Below are 22,106 nucleotides of genomic sequence, written 5' to 3'. Positions count from 1 at the left end.
ATTATGAACACAGTAAAATATAGAAATCTTGTCAAAGAAGACTATGAGCCTATAAAACATTTAATTGGTGAGGCATTTGGATTTAATGAATTCATTACAGATAAAAAATTTTTAAATTCAATATTAAACTTCTACCTACACAGTTGCATTTTAGGAAGCTCCTTTAGTAAGGTAGCTGAAAACGATAATAAAATTATCGGTGTCATTTTAGGCGATTCCGAAAAAGATAAAAACCGTTTAAAGAGATTCCATAATACTGTTAGCTTTGCCTTTAACACGCTGAAACTATTCATGACGAATAAAGAGAATAGAGAGTTTTTAAAAGCATTTATAAAAGTTCAAAAAACATATAAAGAACTAATTCAAGGAAAAGAAGATCATTTTCAAGGCTGTATACAATTATTCATCGTATCCGAAGAATCTAGAGGTCTTGGAGTTGGGAAATCTTTATTAAATCACTTATTCCAATACATGACAAAAGAAGAAGTGACATCTTTATATTTATATACAGATAATGAATGCAACTATGAATTTTATGACAGACAAAACTTCCAACGTATACAAGAAAAAGCAGTGAATTTTGGACCAAAAGAAGAAGATTTCAACATATTTTTATACCGCTATGACTTTAACTAATAGTAACATTTACACTTCGATGCTCTTTGCTACTTAGCAAAGAGCTATATTAAGTATGATATCACTCGCGAGTGGTTGTCAAAAAGTCATACTAGCTTAAATCCTCCAGCCAAACTCTTCTACTACTATTGTTTCAGTTCGATTAGCGTGAAAAAGAGGAAGATGTGTAACAACTTCAATTTAAAAAGGAGCGCACAACATGGAATGGATTCAAGAATTATTTCAGCAATATGGGTATTATGTAGTACTTATTGGATTACTTTTAGAATATATTGCTCTTCCGTTTCCAGGAGAGCCAACATTAGCCTATGCAGGATTTTTATCACATCAAGGTGATTTGAGTTTACCAATTTTAATTATTTTATCCTTTATTGGGACAAGTGTAGGTATGACATTCCAATACTTTTTAGGAAATAAACTTGGCATGCCTTTCATTCAGAAATACGGGAAATATGTATTTTTAACAGAACGAAAAATTAATTTAACGAAAATGTGGTTTGATAAATACGGATATTTTCTAATCTTTATCGCCTTTTTCATTCCAGGCGTCCGCCACTTTACAGGATACTTTGCAGGAATTATCAACTTACCGTTTCGCCGCTTTGCGATGACAATTTATTCAGGTGCCCTATTTTGGGTATCCTTCTTCCTAATCGGTGGTTACTGGTTAGGGGAAAACTTAGAAGATATATTCATCGTACTTGAACAACACATTTGGAAAATTATCTTCGGTATTATTATCATTACGCTAATCACCCGATTTCGCAAAAAAATAAAACATGTGATTTTAAAAGGTATAAATTAAATCTTTCATCAACAAACTTATATGCGTACAAGAATAATAAAAAGCGGGGACACATAGTCTCCACTTTTTATATACAGCCCGTTCTCAAACTAAAAACACAAGAGCTTGACACTATTTCCTTATTAAAAAAGATAATCTTATTTGTAAAGATAGCTCCCTATTTTTTCGCGCCTTTCAACGACTCTCTCAACACAAATTTTTGTAATTTTCCGCTCGCATTACGAGGAAGTTCATCTACAAATAAGTAATGACGCGGACGTTTATAATCTGCTAATTCATCACTTTCTTTACAATACGTTTCTAAATCGACTTCTGAAATATTTTCATCTTTCTTTACAACGACCGCAACGACACGCTCTCCCCACAGTTCATCTGGCTCACCAAGTACTGCAACATCTAATACACCAGGGTGACTATGAAGGAAATCTTCAATTTCGCGAGGATAAATATTTACGCCACCGCTAATTACCATATCGTCAACGCGATCTGCAACGAATAAATAACCGTCTTTATCGAAGTAGCCTAAATCACCAGAATGATACCAGCCTTTATACATCGATTTTGCATTTGCTTCTTCTCGGTTATGATAACCAGCCATCATAGTTGGACCGCGCAAAATAATTTCCCCTACTTCATAAGGAGGCAACGTATCATCTGGCTCTGCTGGTCCATCTTCGTTCGGTTTCACAATTCGAATTTCATGGCTAAAGCACGGTGTTCCTGCTGAACCAGCTTTCGTAATTTGATCCTCTTCTACGAGAAACGCAACAACTGGTCCCATTTCTGTCATTCCGTAAATTTGAACAAGATCAATATAAAGGCGCTCTTTACATTCCTTCACTAGCGCCGGTGCCATTGCAGCCCCGCCGTATACACCGATTTTCATTGAAGTTAAATCATACTTAGTTAGATCTTTTTGCAGTAACATATTCCACATCGTCGGTGCTGCAAAAAACGTCGTAATCTTCTCTTCTTGAATGGTATGTAATACTCTATCCGTATCAAAATGATGTAAAATAACATTCTTTCCGCCAACTTGAATGCGCGGTATGATTCCAGCATTTAACTCGCCGCAATGATATAAAGGTGCTACCACAAGCCCGGCGCTATCCCTGTTATATTTTATGAAATACGTACAAATCATACTATGCTCAGCCATATCACGATGGCGATGTAGTACACCTTTTGGATGACCAGTCGTACCGCTCGTATAAAGCATAGAACAATAATCCATTTCATCGACTACAATATCTAATTTTTCAGCTGATGCTTCATTTACTTTTTCATGGTAAGAACTCGCATAGGAAGGTGTATCGTCTTCCACGTACCAAAAAGACGAATTTGGAAAATCTCGTTCAATCATAGCAACAGTTGATTCGACTGCTTTTTCAAAGACAACTACTTTCGAGGCTGCATCTTGGAGGATATACGATAATTCTTTTGCTTTTAAGCGGAAATTAATTGGATTGAAGATCGCGCCAATTTTCGCACAGGCTAAGTAAACGTTTACAAATTCACGACAGTTATATAGGTAAACAGATACACAATCTCCCTTTCTTACTCCTTCTTTCAATAGAGCTTGCGCCGTTTTATTTATTTGCTCATCCCACTGTTTATATGTCCAACGAATATTTTTTTCTGGTTCTACTAACGCCTCTTTATTCGGATACTTGCCAACTGTCAAATCAAAAATTCTCCCTATCGTCATGTACATGCCAACAATTTCCCCCTTTTCTCTTTCATAAATCTATCATTTCGTCTATAAGTAGACATTGTCCTCTAATAATATGACTAATTTTTCTGATTATTATCGACATAGTTTTACAAATGGACCGTTTGATGGTAAATGAAATTATATCGGCGATTTTTGAATATATCGAACGCAACTCAATTTATATCAGCTATTTTTCGAATATATCGACTTACCGACAAAAACTGACAATATAAAAAGAGGCTGTTCCAAATCGGAACAACCCCCTTCTTCTTACACGAATAGCTCTTCTAAAATTTTCAGTTTATCTTCTGTATATTTCACGAAGCCATCGTTATATGATTTTGGATCTTTCGGATTCGCAAAGTGTGTAATTGCTCCTGTTTGTGGGTGAACAAATTTACTTGATGCCCCGCAACCAAGTCCGATAATCGATTGTACTTCTTCCATAATAACAATATTGTAGATACTTTCTTGCGTCGGTATTGCATACCCAACGTTTTCTAAGTTACCTAAAATATTTTTTTGACGATATAAATAGTATGGCACGTAATTATGGTTCTTCGTCCACTCTTCCGCCTCATGCATCATCGCAGTAATTTCTTCGCGACCTGCTACTTTATATTTACGTTTGTTTTGCGTCATTTCAGAAGCACGTTTAAATGATAACGTATGAACTGTTAACGATTCTGGCATTAACTTTTCTGTTTCATCTAACGTATGCTTAAAGATGTCTAATCCTTCACCAGGAAGACCAATAATTAAATCCATATTAATATTGTTCATTCCCATTTCACGTGCTAAATGATACTTCTCAATCGTTTCTTCTACAGTGTGATGACGTCCAATTGCTTTTAGTGTTTCTTGGTGGTATGACTGCGGATTAATACTAATACGGTCAATATTCCATTTATTTAACACTTCTAGCTTTGCTGGTGTGATCGTATCTGGGCGACCTGCCTCAACTGTTACTTCACGTACATCTTTCACATCAGGGAAAGCTTGGTACATTTCTTCATACAACATATCCATCTCTTCTGCTGTAATACTCGTCGGTGTACCGCCGCCGTAATAAATCGTCGTAACTGTAACACCTTTTTCTTTTAAAAACTTACCAATTTCACGAACTTCATAATGTAACCCGCCTAAGAACGAATCAACTGATCCTTGGCGTCCGTTAATTGCATAAGCCGGGAACGTACAGTACGCACATTTTGTAGGACAAAACGGAATACCGATGTAAATACTTACTTCTTCTTTCAAACGGTATAAATCCGGAACAACCGCTAATTGGCAATCAACAATACGCTGAAGAAGTTCAATTTTCTCTTCATGAATTAAATAACTTTCACGAAGTTCTTTATGCGCTTCTTCTTTTGACATACCATTTTGAAGCAGTTTGTGAAGAAGTTTCGTTGGGCGTACCCCAGTTAATATTCCCCAGCTCTGTTCAAGTCCAGTTAGCTGTTGAAGTACAGAAAGATATACGTAAGAAACAACATGTTTCACTTGCTTCATACGTTCTTTTTCTTCTGTGAAAGCAGATAAATCTTTTGCGAATGTTTCTTCATATACATTTCCGGTTGCAACATCTGTTAAACGAGCCGATGCTGTCACATTACCTTCTATCTGTATATCAACGATAAGATTTGCTTCTTCTTTCTCAAACCCTATCGTGCTCTCTTCAAAAAATAAACCGCCAATATTTTGTAGCGGACGTAAAAAACGATCATCTTGTAACGTTTTAATTGAAATTAACAACATTATCACCTTTTCATTTGCAAACTCTCTTTAGTTTACTTGAAGGGCGTTTGAAGGTCAATACAGAAGGTTTTACCTTATTTCTTCTATAAAAACTTAAAGGCATAAGAGATAACATTTCTCTTATGCCTTTTATAAACCTATTAGCTATTTTTAATCATAAATCTTAAACGTATTCCTAATAACACCAGAATTACACCTATAAATGGAAGGTAATCCGTATTATGCCCTGTAGCTGGAAGTTTTTGATTGTTAGAACCGCCTTGTTCTTTTTCTGGTAAGTTAGGCTTTTCTACTTCTTCGCCTGGGCTTTCTGTTCCTTCACCTGGCTTTTCTATTCCTTCACCTGGTGTTCCTGTTTCCCCACCTGGTGTTTCTGTCTCTCCACCTGGTGTTTCTGTCTCTCCACCTGGTGTTTCTGTCTCTCCACCTGGTGTTTCTGTCTCTCCACCTGGTGTTTCTGTCTCTCCACCTGGTTTCTCTGGACCTTTTCCTGTTTCTTTTTCATTGGTAATTTGAAGCTTTATAACTTCTACTTTCTCATTAGAAATCGTAAATTCAATTCCCTTATCAGATAAATTATATCCTTCTGGAGCCTGGACTTCTTTTAAAACGTAATCTCCTGGTTCCAGTTTCTTCGAAGTTGCTTTACCATTTTTATCTGATGTTAATGTGTCTATTTTTATTCCATCTTTCAGAATTTCAAACACTGCACCTTCTAATTTTTTATCTGTATCATTAGCATCTATCTTTGTAATTTCTACTTGACCTGTGATTTTTTCTTTCACTTTTTCATTCAATACTTCTTGTTTTGCTACTTCATTTGCTACAACATTTACTTTTACTGTAACTTCTACCGCTTTGTAGCCTTCTGGCGCTTTCGTTTCTTCTAACGTATACTTACCTGGCACTAAGTTTTCGAATGTCACAACACCATCTTTATTTGTTGTTTTCGCCTCTCCAACTACTTGACCATTTTCATTCTTTAATTTAAATTCTGCATCTTCTAGAACTTTTCCACTCTCTGCATCCTTTTTGATTACTTGTAAGCTTCCTAGTTCTTTCGCATTTTCTACTTGTACTTGTACTACTTTGTTTGCTTCCACAACGACTTCAATTTCTTCTTTTAGTAATTTATATCCTTTTGGTGCTTTCGTTTCTTTTAACGTGTATTTTCCTGGTTCTAATTTTCCAGAGATGACTTTACCTGTTTTATCTGTTTGTAACATCTCTACTTTCTTACCATCTTTATACACTTCAAATTCTGCGTCTGATAAAAGCTTCGTTTTATCGTTTGCATCTACTTTTACGATTTCAAATTGACCAAGGCTCTTACTATTCGTTACTTTTACATCAACAACTTTTTCACCGTCGACTGTTACATGAATTACTTGTTTTGTTAACTCATAACCTTCTGGTGCTTTTGTTTCTTCTAACGTATACTCACCCGGTACTAGTCCTTCTACTTTAACCGTTCCAGACTTATCTGTTGTAATTTTTTCTTTTACAACATTTCCTTTAGCATCTTTCAATGTAAATACTGCGCCTGCTAAACGTTTCGCTTGATCTTTGTCATCTGTTTTAATAATTTGTAGAGAGCCCAAGAGTTTTTCATTTTCTGCCTCTACTTTTACTACTTCTTTCTCATTTTGAATTGTTACTTTCCATTCTTTATTTGAAATCTTGTAACCTGCTGGTGCTTTCGTTTCTTTCACTGTGTATTCACCTAATGGTAATTTCGGTGACATCGCTTTTCCACTCTCATCAGTTTTCAACTCTGCTACCTTTTTACCATCTTTATACACAGTAAATTCTGCATCTGATAATAGCTTCGTTTTATCATTCGCATCTACTTTTACGATTTCAAATTGACCCAGAACTTTTTCGTTCATTACTTCCTGTTTTACTACTTCATTTGCTACAACATTTACTTCCACTTTTAATTCTACCGCTTTGTAGCCTTCCGGCGCTTTCGTTTCTTCTAACGTGTACTTTCCTGGCACTAAGTTTTCGAATGTCACAACACCATCTTTATTCGTTGTTTTCGCTTCCCCAACTACTTGACCATTTTCGTTTTTCAGTCTAAATTCTGCGCCTTCTAGAACTTTTCCACTCTCTGCATCCTTTTTGATTACTTGTAAGCTTCCTAGTTCTTTCGCATTTTCTACTTGTACTTGTACTACTTTGTTTGCTTCCACAACGACTTCAATTTCTTCTTTTAGTAATTTATATACTTTTGGTGCTTTCGTTTCTTTTAACGTGTATTTTCCTGGTTCTAATTTCTTAGAGATTACTTTACCTGTTTTATCTGTTCGTAATGTATCTATTTTTTTACCATCTTTATACACTTCAAACTCTGCGTCCGATAATAGCTTCGTTTTATCATTCGCATCTACTTTTACGATTTCAAATTGACCTGTTACTTTTTCAACGATCTTTTTATTCAACACATCTACAGTAACTACTTTATTAGCCTCTACATCAACACGAACTGAGCTAGATGATAGTTCATAACCTTTTGGTGCTTCAACTTCTTTTAATGTATATGTTCCAACTGGAAGTTGTTTTGATAAAGCTGCACCTTTACCGTCTGTAATAATTGTTTCAACAACATTTCCATCTTTATCTATAACATCAAATTTTGCACCTGGTAGAAGTTGACCAGATTCACTATCTTTTTTCAACAATTTAAATTGACCATTCTCTACTTTTTTCGTATTCTTCATAACAATTTCAATTACGTTTGTACTATTAATTGTTACTTTTACTGGTGTATCAACTTTTATATATCCTTCTGGTGCACTTATTTCTTTTACAAAATAGTCACCAAGTGGTAAATCCTTGACTTCAGCAATACCCTTTTCATTCGTTGTAACACTAGCCTCAACATTATTGTCTTTGTCTATAACATCAAATTTCGCATCTTTTAAAACAATGTTTTCATCGTTTGCATCAACTTTTTTAATTTGTAAATTTCCTTTTTCAACTGATGGATTTTTCCATTTCGGCCAGTTAAATTTAAAATTGTGAACCTCAAACCCATCTCTTTGGTGTAATCCCCCAACATAGGCTTGTCCATTAATAGAACCACCCTTTGTCTCTACAACAGCATTTGGAGCAAATACACTTCCTACTACGCCATATCCTTTTGTTGATATTTTTGTAGCATTCGGAAACGCCCAAATTACTTTACTAGCTAACTCAGTAAAAGGTGAATTAGGATCATATGCTTGTGATGTATTAATTAAGTCTGTTGCCATCCCAGTATTTTTCGTATCGTACAAAATTGCACCGCTACCAAAATTCACTTCTTCTGCGTCTGAATAAATAACAATAAAGTCTTTGTTATTTACATTCGGAAGATAAACATCTCTTACATCAAATGTTTTCTTTCCTGTTAAGCCTGAAGAAACATAAATATTAGGATTGTTTACATCCTCTCCGATGCCAAAACTCATATTAGGTTTTGGTTTATCAGTATGTAATTGACTCGCATCTCCAATTACACCATCAACGTCTTTTCTAAATTCTTTGAACTTGGCATCAATCTCTGCTTGCTCTTTATAAGAGATACGGTCATAAGATGACTTCATTGCACCTTCTGGGTCACCATCTTTTGTCATCGCCACTGTTCCATCTTGAATGATTACTTGTCCTGCTCCCGCTTTCGTAAATTGACCACCTAGTAATAATGATGGATATCCTTCATCTTTCCATGTTGCTCCAGCTAAGTTGTTTGCTCCAGTTGCAGCCGCTACGACTGTATAACTTGATGCGTTCATATTTTTTTGAACAGCCATCGCACCCTCAATATCCGCACTCGTTGCACTATGATCTCCAAAAATGATGGCGTTGTAATAAGATACATCACCTAAACCTTTTAATTCTGTTGTAGCTGCCTCTGCTTTAAATGGTAAATGGATTAAAAAATTCATACATATTAGTAATACAACTATAAAACTACTACTTATTTTTTTTACTTTTTGATTAAATGATTTCCTCAAGAAATTCATTCCCCCTTTTAAACTTCCTAAACCCACAAAAGAAGTACATTTCATATGTACCAAGTCTTACTCACATTAATTTAAAATAATCCATTTAAATAAAACAAAGAAACTCTACAACTAATTAATAAAATTACTACAATTCATTTTTGAGATAATACGTGAACTAAACTATCACGCGGAAATGTTTTTACGTACGGGAGCTCAATAAAATTAATCTGAAGAATATTTCATGTGGTGTAACTATTTCGGCAACATCATCCACTCTACAGTAGTTTCCTAGAGTATTCAAGTGAATTGTATAGATTCCAGACACAATTTATCCCCTGAAACGCTTTCATTTCTTATTGGAATATTGATTTAAACTTTTCAAATAAAGTCGACAAAAAAACGTAGCCAAAATGCTACGTTTCTTTTTTCATCGTTTCGGTGTATGTTTATGATTCTTTAAAAAAGGAAGCGGGAATTGCTTACGAAAATGCTCTTTAATCATGTACTCTACGCCGTTCTCAGTATTAGAACGTGTAATCCAGTCCGCCGCTTGCTTTAATTCTACAGGAGCGTTCCCCATCGCTACCCCAAGCCCAACATTTTCAATTACCTCTAAGTCTTCTACGCTATCTCCAATCGCAACCATTTCACTAAGGTTAATATTTAAATGCTCCCCAAGTAATTGTAAACCACGTAGTTTTGATACATTTTGAGGGAGAATTTCTATATGTCTTTCATCACACTCGACGTACTCTACATCTTGAAATGCCTTTTTTAACGTATTCATCCCTCTTTCTTTTTCACCTTTCGTATGGAAAACAATATCAATTTTTGGCGCAGCTACTGGATGATCACGCAGTGCATCCCCTAGCGAATCTACAAATTGGACTGGATAAAATAACGGATCTGCGCTTGATAATACAGTACGCGCAATTAAGTTTGGTGTATTTCTCTCACGATTCCCAATTGAATATCGTTCATGAGAAATGCGAACATTACAATCAAAATGCTCTAACACTTGCACAATATTAAAGGTTTTCTCTTCAGATAATCTCCTTTGAGCGAACGGCTTATCTAACGATGCTGAAACGAAAGCACCGCCATGCGTAACTAATATAGAATCTAATTTTAACGCCTTCGCTATTTTATGAGCAGATTGAAAATTACGATTCGTAAATAATGTAACGTATACATCTTTTCTTTTCACAAAGTCAATTGTTTCTCGTATCCCTTTTGCGATTTTTCCGTTGTTGTATAGTAGTGTCCCATCTATATTAAGAGCTAGTAAGCGATAAATCATGTCGCACTCCCCCTCTTCGCTGTTGTACTCTATCCATAATTTATGAAATAAATGTAGTAAATAGAACGAGTTAGAATTACTACTGAAAATTTGGTTTACTATATACATATACAACTGGCAAAGGAGATAGTACAATGCAGGCACCTTCTTCTTTTTATGAAGGCGATACGTTAGAGGTCGCAAAGAAGTTACTCGGACATAAACTCGTTCATATTGTAGACGGCATAAAGCGGAGCGGAATTATTGTAGAAGTAGAAGCATACAAAGGTCCAGATGATAAGGCCGCTCATAGTTACGGAGGCAGACGGACTGATCGAACAGAAGTAATGTTCGGTGCACCCGGACATGCTTACGTATATTTAATTTACGGCATGTATCATTGCTTTAACGTAATTACAGCACCAATCGGCACCCCGCAAGGAGTTCTCATTCGTGCTCTTGAACCTGTAGATGGAATCGAAGACATGAAACTAGCGCGCTACAACAAAACCGACATTACGAAAGCTCAGTATAAAAACTTAACAAATGGCCCCGGAAAACTATGCCGCGCGCTCGGAATCACTTTAGAAGAGCGCGGCGTATCACTTCAAAGTGATACGTTACATATTGAATTAGTTCCTGAAGAAGACCATTTATCATCCACACATAACATAATAGCTGGCCCTCGTATTAATATTGATTATGCAGAAGAAGCCGTTCACTATCCATGGCGGTTTTATTATGAAAAGCATCCGTTTGTTTCAAAATAAAGAAGCTATCCTATAAGTCAGTGAAACCAACTTATAGGATAGCTCTTTTTTCGTAATTCATCACACGTCGAAAAGCCGAAATCCGGGCTCGGATTTCGGTTTTGTTTCTATAAAAGAAACCGTTGTTCCTCCAACATTGCCAAATACAGCTCATCTCCAAAGAGAAAATCTTAAAAGCATTATTTTTTTAATGCATAATAATTATCTAAATTGAATTTCGACATAATGAAAGTTCCTGTTGGCGTTAAAAGTTGTGACATAGATTGTATGACCTGCGGTAATTTCGCTGGCTCAATAGGATGTGATAACAAAATGTACTGGAATTTTTCATCTGTAAATACCTCATGTAACTTGTCATACTCAGCAGAAGTTGTAGGAGCTACCCTATTTGCAAGAGCTGCTGCTTTTTCATTAATTTCTGCTCCAAATATGGAAACTGCTCGATAACGCCTTTTCATTTCTAATAAAGTTGCACCACATCCAGCTCCTATATGAAGAATATTCACTTGATCAGGCGCAAATCGATCTACAATTGCTAGTAAATCATAATGAATGTATAAACTTTCACCATAAAATCCCCATTTTTCATACAATTTTATATTATTTGCATGTAAAACTACAGAAAATTTCATACTATCTTCTTTCCATGAGACACTTCCGTAGTGATGAATAAATGTATCTTTACATAAATACAGTTTATATCCTTTTTCAAACATTCTTAGTGACAAATCATCATCTTCATAATTCCCCGGTGTAAATCGTTCATCTAATAATCCAACTTCATCTAACACTGATTTTTTTATAAGCATACAGAATCCGATTAATTTCATACGTTCTTCCCATTTATTTTTATCACTTTGATTATATAAAGTTGCAAACTTCTGCATTCCTTCAATATCTTTATAAAAAGTTTGTATAGCAGTATAGTAAGCGGCATTATTAGTTATGGGCCCTACCGCTCCAGTATCCTTACTTTCATATAAACACCGAATTAAGTTGCTTAGCCAATTTTCAGTTACGACCACATCATTATTTAATAATAGAATATTATCACCTTTTGCCTCTTTAATCCCCTGATTGCATCCCTTTGGAAACCCCATATTCTCCGCATTTTTCACTAGCATAATATCCGATTGTTTTTGTAACCATTCTACAGTACCATCTGTTGACGCATTGTCCACAACTATTAACTCATACTCTTGTTCCACTGTATACGTTCTAATACTTTGGATGCATTCTTTTGTATATTGTAATTGATTATGAGTCAATATAATTATACTTGTGAGCATGAATCAAACTCCTCTCAGCAGCCAAAATGATTATCTAGTATTATTAAATATTATTTTTCCGATAAACTATCAAAATATTTTCTATTATATTCAATGCTTGGATTATTAGGTATGAACTGTGCAGCTTGTTCGTTATGATAAATTGCCTTTTCATATTCTTTTATTCGATCATAACAAATACATAGTTGAATATGCGGCAACCATGTATGACACTCTTCTCGGACAAACGGAGAATCCTTTGGTCGTGGCCCGTCAATTGCTGCATGGTACCAATATATCGCTTTGGAATATTCGTTTTGTTGCAAAAATACACGTCCTAAGTGGCAACAAAGTTCTCCTCTAGGCGTGTCATACGTAAATGATTGTAAACAAGACTGTATAGATTTTTTTAAGTCTCCCAATTCTAAATAACATTCGGCTCTTTTTAAACAAGCTTGAATATTATCTTCAACCCAACCCTTTTCTTCATCTAAAAATTTAGAATACCCCTTAACAGCCTTATCAAATAATCTGTGATCCTTACATTCATTTGCATAATAGTACACATCACGGGGACTAAATTCTTTTCCACTCTCAAGATGTTTTTCATATATTTTCAAATTACGATTAGTATATGCTTTTTCTTTTTTATGACTTACCCCTACGTCACTATTTATAAGATTTCCATACACCTCTAAATATTCATGAACAAATCCATACCATTGAAAATTTTTACTTCTGTTGACTAATCGATATCTCCTTAAAGAATGTGTTGGATTTCCTTCTATATCAAAAGTTAAATAATATTTCATAGATACTGCATCCGTACTACGATCTAACGTATGTTTTAACTGCAACAATTTCTTTATATCTTCCGTATCTATTATGTCATCTGCGTCTAGCCAAAGAATATATTCTTTTGTAGCTTTAGAAAACGCAAAATTTCGTGCCGCTGAAAAATCTTCAATCCATTGAAAATCATAAACTTTCGCGTCGTACTTCTTCACAATTTCTTTTGTAGCATCTGTTGAACCTGTATCTACAATAATAATTTCATCCACAACACTTTTAACCGATTCTAAGCATTTTGATATAGTTTGTTCTTCATCTTTTACAATCATGCATAAACTAATAGTAATGGAGTTTTCCATCATATCCCCCCTATCCTTTTGATGTATATGTTTGAAGAGAAATTTATATTTCTTTTGCTTCAAAATTGAGTTTTCATTTTACAAAAGAAACATAATGAGGCGGTGCAGTGAAATTGGATAGGGGAATTTCACTCGAAGATTGCAAATCAATGAAAAAAACCGAAGCCTGAACAAGACTTCGGTTCTTTATATAGAGAATACATAATTTCGATTCCTTTTTACTCCGCACCTTCCGCGGTCGCAATATCATTCTCTAAGTTTTCTCTTGATAATTCAGCTGCCATAAAATCAGCTGTTTCAGGAAGTGCTAAATGCATATGAGCTTTTTGACAAATTTGGATCGTACAGTTTTCTACAACATAGTCGAAAACATGTCCGCCACCGCTTCTTTCATCATCAATGTAATGTAAGTGGAAACCAGCTACACCAATACCTTGCGCGTAATCTGGTGTCCAAAATCCAGCTAGCGTACCTTCTGTATCTTTAAACGAAAAAATCGGTTGTGATTTCGTCACTTCAACGAGCGGCGTATACGGTTTTTCTTGTCTTGGAACAGTTCTCGTTCTAACTTCACGGAACGTACCGTCCATTCGAATACCATAAAATAAATTTTTACTTGGCATTAACTCATGTAATAATGCTTCCACTTCTTCACGATTCATCGGACGCTCTATCTTATAACTCATTTCTTTTTCAAAAAACGTTACAGTCGCAAACGGTGTTGTTTCTTCCAGGTCTACTTTTTCTGCTGAACCGTCTGAACGTAAATGATAAAACTCATTATCAAATGCAATCATTTCACCATCTAATTGATCAAATGTGCCGATGCCGAAATCACCACGTTCTTTCAATTCCTCAAAGTTAATAACACCATCATATATACCATCTAATAGCGCAAGCATTGTAGATGTTTGATATACTTCATTATTCGTTTTCGTTCTTTTTGCATCAATATCAATTAATTGCGCAACTGTCATCTCACTCATGCCCCCATCAGTTTAATTGGTTTGGTAATAGTTTTTCGCTTAATTTAATGTTGTCACGGTAATCGATTGGAATATCAATAATGACAGGACCGTCTGCTTCTAATGCCGTTTTCAATACATCTTCTAATTCATCTGGTGTATTGACACGAAGACCTAACGCCCCGAAACTTTCCGCATATTTCACAAGATCGACATCGCCAAACTCTGTAGCTGATGTTCTGCCGTATTTCATCATTTGTTGGAACGCAACCATATCGTACGTACCGTCTCTCCATACAAGATGGACAACCGGAGCATTTAAACGTACCGCTGTTTCTAACTCCATCGAAGAGAATAAGAAACCACCATCACCTGACACTGAAACAACTTTTTTACCCGGCTCAACTAAAGTAGCGGCAATTGCCCAAGGAAGTGCAACACCTAACGTTTGCATACCGTTACTAAATAATAGTCTACGTGGTTCATAAGAACGGAAACATCTTGCCATCCAAATAGAATGGGAACCGATGTCACATGTAACGGTTGTATCGTCACTAATTAAAGAACGAAGTGTACGAATGACTTGAAGTGGATGCGTAACACCTTCTGAAGCACGATTTGGAACTTCTGCTTGCTCTGATAATTTCGAGCGTAATCGTTCTAAAACTGCTTCTGATTTCGTATTTAATACAAGCTTCGGTAATTTCTCCGCAATGCTATTTACAGTTAAAGCGATATCGCCAATTAATTCACGCTCTGGTTGGTAATCATGATCGATATCCGCTTGGTGGTCATCAAGATGAATAATCGTTCTGTCTCCAAGTTTATTCCAAAATTTCGGATCATACTCAATTGGGTCATAGCCGATAGATAAAACAAAATCCGCTTCTTCTAGTAAAATATCACCTGGTTGGTTACGGAATAATCCAACGCGGCCGAAGAAATGATCTTCTAACTCACGTGAAATTGCACCAGCTGCTTGATATGTTTCAACGACAGGAAGTTCTGTATCCGCAATTAATTCACGAACCGCTTTCGTCACTTCATTTGTGCTCGCTCTCATACCGAGTAAAATAACTGGTAATTTCGCTGATTTTATTTTTTCTACTACGTATTCAATATGACTTGTGGGAGCGATTCCAAGCTGTGGCTTAGAAAGCGCACCGATAGATTCTACTGTCGTTTCCGCAGTCATAACGTCTTGCGGAAGACTTACAAGTGTTGCTCCTGGATTTGTAGAAGTAGCACTTCGAAATGCATTAGTAAGTGCTTCTGGTACATTATCAGGATGCTCGACTTCTACGCTATATTTAGTGATTGGTTCGAATAATGCAGCATTATCCATAGATTGATGCGTACGTTTTAATCGATCTGTACGCGGAACTGCACCAGCTAAAGCAACAACGGGATCACTCTCCGCATTCGCAGTAACAAGACCTGTCGCTAAATTTGATGTCCCTGGTCCTGAAGTTACAAGACATACGCCCGGTTTCCCTGTTAATCTACCAATAGCAGCTGCCATAAATGCTGCATTTTGTTCATGACGACAAACAATTAACTCTGGTCCTCTTTCTTGCAGTACATCAAATACAGAGTCAATCTTCGCTCCTGGAATACCGAAAACATGTGTAACACCTTGTTTAATTAAACAATCAACAACAAGATCTGCTCCTTTTGTTTTTGTTTTCACGTCGTTTGCTTTTACACCTGTACTCAAACTAATCATCCCTTTATTTCATAATGTGTGTAATAAAGATTTTAATTTTATATACTTCACCACATTAATTAACATAGTGTAATATATCTTGTTTATCATTATAGTACAAATGCATTATTTTTCCAACGATATGAATTTGACAGTTTTTTGACAACCTCTAAGGAATACGCTTACAAACCTTTGTTTATCCTAAAATAATATTTTTATATCTCCTCTAAAAATGCACGAAAAAATTCCATCTAATCACAGTATTAATAAGATTATAGTACCTTGCAAAGAACACTACTAAATGATATATTTGTAAATATTGGAATACCCAACATTTGGAACGCACCTTATAATTCGTATCCCCCTTTTCAAAAGATAGGATTCTCAGCTGTAATTCATCATTTTATAAAGGAAAGTGATTGTTATGAACAAAAGTGAATTTTTGGAACAACTTAGTTCTTCCCTGCGGAATATGCCTAATGTAGAAAAGAAAGATATTATCTCAGAGTACGAAACTCATTTTATCAGTGGTAAACAAGATGGGAAATCTGAAGAAGAAATTGCTAGAAAACTAGGAAACCCTAAAACGATCGCGAAAGAGCTTAATGTTTCCTATGCAATACATAACGCTGATAATAAACGAAGCTTTAAAAATATGATAACCGCACTATTTTCTGTTATGAGTTTAAGTGTTTTAAACTTTACCTTTATCATTATCGCCTTTTTCGTACTACTCTTTTTATTACCGATTCTTCTAGCACTTATCATTGCTACTCCATTTTTAATCATTTCACCTATTTTATTAATAGCGTTAGGATTTTTTAAAGGGTTTCATCAAATCAGTTATTCCGATGTTTACAATGTGTTCATCGCTTTTTGCAGCGGTTTACTCATATCCGTCATATCTTACCAAATGGTAAAACATCTATACGCAACTTTAGTAAAGTATTTGAAATGGAATATAGCTATTTTACAAAGATAATAATGAATATAAAAGGAGATTAAAATGAAGAAGTATACTTTATATCTACTCATGTTACTTACAATTTTATTTCTATCAGCTTGTTCAAACAGTGCACAACCTAAGGCAGAAAACGATGTGCAATCTATTAAAGATGTAACGATAAAAATTCCAGAAACTATATTCACTTCCTCAAAAAAGAATGAAACGATTAACGAAGACGAAATGAAACAAAATATAAAAATTTATTTAGATTATAGCGGAGAGTTAGACGAAAACATCGTTCCACTTTCATCATCTATGTCTGACGAGAATGTCACGGAATCCGACCGAGAGAAATTAAAGCAACTAGTAGATTTAGCGCAACAAAATGATGCGAATTTCCATGATTTTATTAGTAACAATACGATCCCTGATGATTACAAAAAACCTTCGAAAGAAATCTATGAATTTATTTCATCGTCTACAGCACTTTCAGTAGAACTAGATCAAGAAATAGAAAAAATCGCTCAAGATGGTAACTTATTCAAGACCGATTTTTCTTTTACAAAGCGCTTTGAGAAAGTTAATGGTAGAAAGCAAAAAGAGATTGAAAAGTTTTTGAAAGAAAAAAATATTAGAACTGAGTATTTCAACAAGTAATTATATATATAAAAGAGAAATTGAAAGATACATCATATATTCCCGTCAAAAATAGTCACTAACACATGGCTATTTCGGCGGGGATTTTTTTGTGGAAGGACTATCAAATTCCCCACAAAAAAAACGCCCCCATACTAGGAGCGTCTTCCATCATTACGCTTGTTGCGCGCTATATAATTCTTCAAGTGGCTTCATGATGATTTTGTTAACGTCAGTGATAACGATGTTTAAACGTTGCTCAGTTTCCATTAACTTTGTGATTTTTGCATCTTGTTGAATACGAGTTACAACTTCTTGTGCTTTTTGGTTATCTTCTTCAGTGATTTCTTGGCCTTGCATCATTTTTTGTTGTAAGCCAAGTTGCATCGCGCGGAACTCTTCGAATAAGTTCTTTGACTCTGCATCTCCTTGTACTGCTGCGTAGCTTGCTTTTAATGTTTGGAAATCTTCGTTTTCAGCGATTGTTTTTTGTAATTCATATGCAACATCATGAATGTTTTTTGTCATTTTATTTTTCCTCCTTTAGAAGGCTAGCGCTTTTCGCTCGCACTGCCTTTTAAGTGCATTTACATACGCACCTCTTCTTACCATATCAAACTATGCAAGAGATGTGAAGAAATTTCACTTTTATTTCTATGTATTCCCTTTTATTACCTAAGGAACAGAAGTAACACCCCTTGCACGAGTCCGATCATTCCTCCTAATAATGCCCCTAAATACGTAATCATTTTCAATTCATTTTTCGTTATGGACAGAACTAGGTCTTCTAATCTCTCCGTTGAAAATGTAGAAACTTCTTGCTGGACAATTTCCGCAAGGTGTAGATTGTTTAGTATGCTCTCTACATTTTCTGTTCCCCACTTCAAGCCTTTCGTTACTGCACTTGGGACGATTTTTTCTATGATTGTTTCTCGGACCGGTTCACATACTTGCTGAACAGACTGATTTAAAAATTTACTCACTGTTTCCTCTACTTTAACTGCTGACAGTATGGATTTCACAATCATTTCTTTCTCTACAAACGTCTCTAATTCTTTTACATCTCTTCCTTTTAACTTTTCCCACTCTTTTTGCAGTACATCAGTTAAAAGCTTTTTCGTGCCATCTTGTCCTAAAAACTTAATGACTTCTGGCTGTACTCGATCCACTAAACTGACATTCCCTAAAAACATTCCGACTAAGTTAAGTAGCGTTCCCCTAGAAGCAAAGAAATCATCAATCATTTTTGAAAGACGACCTTTCCCTTCTTCACTTTCAAAAAAGCGAATTCCTCGATCTAAAATAAACGCCGATACATTCGGAATCGCATTCTCTACTTTTTCATGAACAGAATGAGGTAACGCCTGTTCCCATGTATATGTATAGTACTCTGCTAAAAATGCATGAATTTTTTCTGTAATAACATGTTCGATTTTTTGAGTCGCCTCTTCTTCTACATGTTCTAAATTCCATTTTTCTAACATATCCCGTAACGACTGTTCATTTGTAATTACTTTATCAACTTCCACTTGTGTCCAGCGAATTAAACTGGTTTGAAACTCTTTATTTGTTAGTTTTTTTCCGATTCCTTCTGGTGTTAACAAATGGTCTACAACCATTTTACCTAATTGAACAGCAAGCTCATCGCGGCGCTTCGGAATTAATCCTGGCGTAAATGGAACCTGAAACTTCCCAATATAAATCGGACGATGAGGACGAAATAACATTTTTATCGCTAAATGATTTGTGTATCCTCCAATAATTGCCCCGAGCCCTGTCGTTATTAACATATTTAACCATATATTCATCACAATCAACCTTTCACTTCTCCAAAACTATAGCATATCATCATACGGACAAAAGTATAATGGTATAAAAACGTATTTGCAATATATAGCTTCGCCTATAATGCAAACATCTTATTACTAAAGGAGTGATTTCGTTGGTTCTTGGTCTTTTAACTTCCGGGCTCCATCACGAGCAAACGTATTACACCGAAATCGCTAAGCGAGCTCGTCTTTATCATAACGTCGTTGCCCAATTCACACCGTTTAGCATTGATTCAAAGACAGATCTTGTTTCTGGTCTTATTTACGATACAGATACAGGAAATTGGATAGATCAAACCTTTCCCATTCCTTCATATATATATGATCGTTGTCATTTCAAAGAGGATGAGGAATTCCAACAAGCAAATGCGATTATTCATTCATTACACAAACGTTCTTCCACTACTTTTTTAAACAACACACTTATTAACCCAAGCGATTTACACAATCTTTTTCTTACTAATAAACGTCTTTCCCCTTACGTACCAAAAATAATAAAAGGAACAGTACAAGGAATTTTTAAATTACTACTAGAAACAAGAGATATTATTATAAGACCAATCAATATACACTCCAATGAAAATTTATATCGGGCCACTTACAAAAATAAAACATTTCATATCGATACAATAAATGAACAACATCATACTTCTACTCAATTCAAACGAACAGATAAATTTATATCATGGTGCAAATCGAACATACACTCATTCCGTTATATGATTCATCCAATGTTACAACCTCCAAATCAACTATCATATCCGATTCATATTCGAACCATTATGCAAAAAAATAAAGAACAGCATTGGAAAGTGCTCGGTCAATTTATACAAAAATCTTCATTCCCAGCACAATTTTTACTTTCAGCAACAGAACGTTCTATGTTACATCCATTTTCTAAAATTAAATATTTACTTTCTCCAACTGGCGTTCAATTATTAAAAGATGCTTTACATGATGTTGTAAATGAAGTGTTTAAAACACTCGATCAGTCCTATTCTTCATTATTTGAACTAGAGCTTTCTACCATTATGGATCAAAAAGGTGCCATTTGGCTTATGTACGTCAATACGATGCCATCTTACGATGTTTATACTAGGTACAACGACGAACTGGCTGAACAAATTTTTCATGGTCCATTAAAGTTTAGCCGATTTACACCATAACGAAAGGAGGAAATCCCTGTTGAAAGAGCACATATATACATTAAGTATTTCAGATGAGCATCCAAATAGTATTACTTTACCTTACGTTTTTTCTATTACACCACCAATTACATCCTTTTTCTTTGGCTTACGTTATATTACATGTGAGAATATTAAAATTCATTATTCATTCACGCGAGAAATTATTATTGGCGAACAGATTGCAGCCGATCTTTTACTACCGCATTCAGCAACAATCCATGCCTTCTTACACAATCAAACCATTGTTTTCGGCCCATTAATCGGGATTTTTACAACTGGCTTTAACGATGATTCTAATTCTCCTTTAGGAAGTCGTTCCATCTCTCTCAGTGAGTTATTAACACCACCATTCACATTGCAGCCATTTGTATTTGTCTTTGGCATTCAACATATAAACTGGGAAGAGGAAACAATTGAAGGGTACTTCTTTCAAGAAGGAAAATGGGTAAAAAACAAAGTCCCTTTACCAAATGTCATTTACGACCGATTACCAAATCGGCAAGCAGAAAATTACAAACCTATCGTAAGAGCAAAAAAACGTTTAGAAAGCGACTATGGGATTCCGTGGTTTAATCCGGGATTTTTCAATAAATGGGAAGTGCATCAACTTTTAATGAAAGAAGATTCAATTAAACCATTCTTACCAAATACAGAAGTATTTCAACATTTTGAACAAGTAGAACGACTTCTCGGTACGTATAAGTACATTTATATGAAACCAATACACGGTAGCTTCGGAAGAAATATTCATCAAATACTCTATTCTCAAACTGATAATTGCTACTATTGTCGTTACCGTGAAAATGAACAAAACAAACTAAGAAAGTATCAATCATTAGAAGCCCTTCTTAACCATGTGTTAAAAGGACATGATTTAAAAAAGTTTATCGTACAACAAGGTATCTCACTGCTCCGCTTCGAAGGGCAACCCGTCGATTTTCGCATTCATACAAATAAAAACCATTTTGGTAATTGGGTAGTCAGTGCAATCGTCGCAAAAATCGCCGGCAAAGGTAGCTTAACAACTCATGTAAATAGCGGCGGTGATACGAAATTACTTCAGGAACTATTTCCTGATTCAACAAAGCAAGTTCAAATTGAAAATAAACTAAAACAAACAGCCTTACAAATCAGTTATGCACTTGATGGGCAAGTAACCGGGAACATTGGAGAGATTGGTTTCGATATCGGTTTAGACACCACGGAAAACCCGTGGCTATTTGAAGCAAATTCTAAACCGGGGCGAACTGTATTCCAAGATGAAAAGTTAAAAGAACAAAGTGAACTTACGCGCCAATTATTTTATGAATATGCCATCTATTTAACTGAACACTCTTTGCGCGACACGAAAGAAAAAATGTCACAAATAAAATCAGGTCCTTCGTCACATACCGAAAACATCCCTTCCCCTATGATTAACTCACAAATACAAAAACAAAAACTTCCACCTCCTTCATAAGGT

General features: G+C 35.3%; 17 protein-coding genes. 7 read left to right on the top strand and 10 right to left on the bottom strand.

The features are described 5' to 3' along the window. The first annotated feature begins 3 nt into the window (after positions 1–3). Positions 4–636 (top strand): GNAT family N-acetyltransferase, encoded by a 633-nt coding sequence (locus B5P42_RS00790; RefSeq protein ID WP_113733390.1) that lies wholly within the window; start codon positions 4–6, stop codon positions 634–636. Positions 637–835: 199 nt separating this feature from the next. Continuing rightward, positions 836–1,441, top strand: coding sequence for a DedA family protein (locus B5P42_RS00785; RefSeq protein ID WP_044444670.1), 606 nt, complete (start codon positions 836–838; stop codon positions 1,439–1,441). A 157-nt stretch (positions 1,442–1,598) separates the two neighbouring features. Here B5P42_RS00785 and B5P42_RS00780 read toward each other — a convergent pair whose 3' ends face one another. From B5P42_RS00780 to B5P42_RS00765, 4 genes are all read right to left on the bottom strand, one after another. Beyond that, a complete protein-coding gene (locus B5P42_RS00780) occupies positions 1,599–3,155 on the bottom strand; it encodes a fatty acid--CoA ligase (protein ID WP_113733389.1) in 1,557 nt (518 codons plus the stop codon). A gap of 270 nt (positions 3,156–3,425) precedes the next feature. Continuing rightward, entirely contained in the window at positions 3,426–4,916 is a 1,491-nt protein-coding gene (locus tag B5P42_RS00775; protein ID WP_002010930.1) for a coproporphyrinogen III oxidase, read from the bottom strand. 140 nt (positions 4,917–5,056) lie between these two features. Next, on the bottom strand, positions 5,057–8,917 hold the full coding sequence (locus B5P42_RS00770) for an MSCRAMM family protein (RefSeq protein WP_181458768.1): 3,861 nt from the start codon (positions 8,915–8,917) through the stop codon (positions 5,057–5,059). A gap of 418 nt (positions 8,918–9,335) precedes the next feature. Then, positions 9,336–10,208 (bottom strand): Cof-type HAD-IIB family hydrolase, encoded by an 873-nt coding sequence (locus B5P42_RS00765; protein WP_000640394.1) that lies wholly within the window; start codon positions 10,206–10,208, stop codon positions 9,336–9,338. A gap of 134 nt (positions 10,209–10,342) precedes the next feature. Here B5P42_RS00765 and B5P42_RS00760 point away from each other — a divergent pair, with 134 nt between their 5' ends. Continuing rightward, positions 10,343–10,957: a DNA-3-methyladenine glycosylase gene (locus B5P42_RS00760; RefSeq protein WP_044444668.1), complete on the top strand. Its 615-nt coding sequence runs from the start codon at positions 10,343–10,345 to the stop codon at positions 10,955–10,957. A 179-nt stretch (positions 10,958–11,136) separates the two neighbouring features. Here the strand turns inward: B5P42_RS00760 and B5P42_RS00755 are convergent, their stop codons facing one another. The 4 genes from B5P42_RS00755 to alsS form a co-directional block, all read right to left on the bottom strand. Beyond that, complete coding sequence (locus tag B5P42_RS00755) at positions 11,137–12,246, bottom strand: glycosyltransferase (RefSeq protein ID WP_113733388.1); 1,110 nt, start codon at positions 12,244–12,246, stop codon at positions 11,137–11,139. Positions 12,247–12,296: 50 nt separating this feature from the next. Beyond that, on the bottom strand, positions 12,297–13,376 hold the full coding sequence (locus B5P42_RS00750) for a tetratricopeptide repeat-containing glycosyltransferase family 2 protein (RefSeq protein ID WP_113733387.1): 1,080 nt from the start codon (positions 13,374–13,376) through the stop codon (positions 12,297–12,299). 218 nt (positions 13,377–13,594) lie between these two features. After that, positions 13,595–14,353, bottom strand: coding sequence for an alpha-acetolactate decarboxylase (alsD, locus tag B5P42_RS00745; protein WP_113733386.1), 759 nt, complete (start codon positions 14,351–14,353; stop codon positions 13,595–13,597). Between the two features lie 16 nt (positions 14,354–14,369). Then, on the bottom strand, positions 14,370–16,058 hold the full coding sequence (alsS, locus tag B5P42_RS00740; RefSeq protein ID WP_113733385.1) for an acetolactate synthase AlsS: 1,689 nt from the start codon (positions 16,056–16,058) through the stop codon (positions 14,370–14,372). Positions 16,059–16,470: 412 nt separating this feature from the next. On the opposite strand from alsS, the gene B5P42_RS00735 reads away from it, so the two are divergent. Together B5P42_RS00735 and B5P42_RS00730 are read left to right on the top strand one after the other, a co-directional pair. Beyond that, positions 16,471–17,028 carry a DUF1700 domain-containing protein gene (locus B5P42_RS00735; RefSeq protein WP_088035254.1) on the top strand — a complete coding sequence of 186 codons (558 nt, stop codon included), beginning with the start codon at positions 16,471–16,473 and terminating at the stop codon, positions 17,026–17,028. A gap of 24 nt (positions 17,029–17,052) precedes the next feature. Beyond that, on the top strand, positions 17,053–17,649 hold the full coding sequence (locus B5P42_RS00730; RefSeq protein ID WP_113733384.1) for an NDxxF motif lipoprotein: 597 nt from the start codon (positions 17,053–17,055) through the stop codon (positions 17,647–17,649). A gap of 153 nt (positions 17,650–17,802) precedes the next feature. On the opposite strand, the gene B5P42_RS00725 is transcribed toward B5P42_RS00730, so the two are convergent. Both B5P42_RS00725 and B5P42_RS00720 read right to left on the bottom strand, forming a co-directional pair. Further along, complete coding sequence (locus tag B5P42_RS00725; RefSeq protein WP_088035249.1) at positions 17,803–18,156, bottom strand: YlbF/YmcA family competence regulator; 354 nt, start codon at positions 18,154–18,156, stop codon at positions 17,803–17,805. Positions 18,157–18,299: 143 nt separating this feature from the next. Continuing rightward, a complete protein-coding gene (locus B5P42_RS00720; protein ID WP_113733383.1) occupies positions 18,300–19,445 on the bottom strand; it encodes a DUF445 domain-containing protein in 1,146 nt (381 codons plus the stop codon). Positions 19,446–19,570: 125 nt separating this feature from the next. Here B5P42_RS00720 and B5P42_RS00715 point away from each other — a divergent pair, with 125 nt between their 5' ends. Both B5P42_RS00715 and B5P42_RS00710 read left to right on the top strand, forming a co-directional pair. Continuing rightward, positions 19,571–20,623, top strand: a complete 1,053-nt coding sequence (locus tag B5P42_RS00715; protein ID WP_113733382.1) for a YheC/YheD family protein — start codon at positions 19,571–19,573, stop codon at positions 20,621–20,623. A gap of 19 nt (positions 20,624–20,642) precedes the next feature. After that, entirely contained in the window at positions 20,643–22,103 is a 1,461-nt protein-coding gene (locus tag B5P42_RS00710; protein WP_003187554.1) for a YheC/YheD family endospore coat-associated protein, read from the top strand. The last annotated feature ends 3 nt before the right edge of the window (positions 22,104–22,106 follow it).

The sequence above is a fragment of the Bacillus sp. SRB_331 genome, assembly GCF_003264175.1.
GTDB classification, from domain to species: domain Bacteria; phylum Bacillota; class Bacilli; order Bacillales; family Bacillaceae_G; genus Bacillus_A; species Bacillus_A mycoides.
The sequence above is the reverse complement of the archived record's forward strand: the minus strand, read 5'-3'. Positions and strand labels throughout refer to the sequence as shown.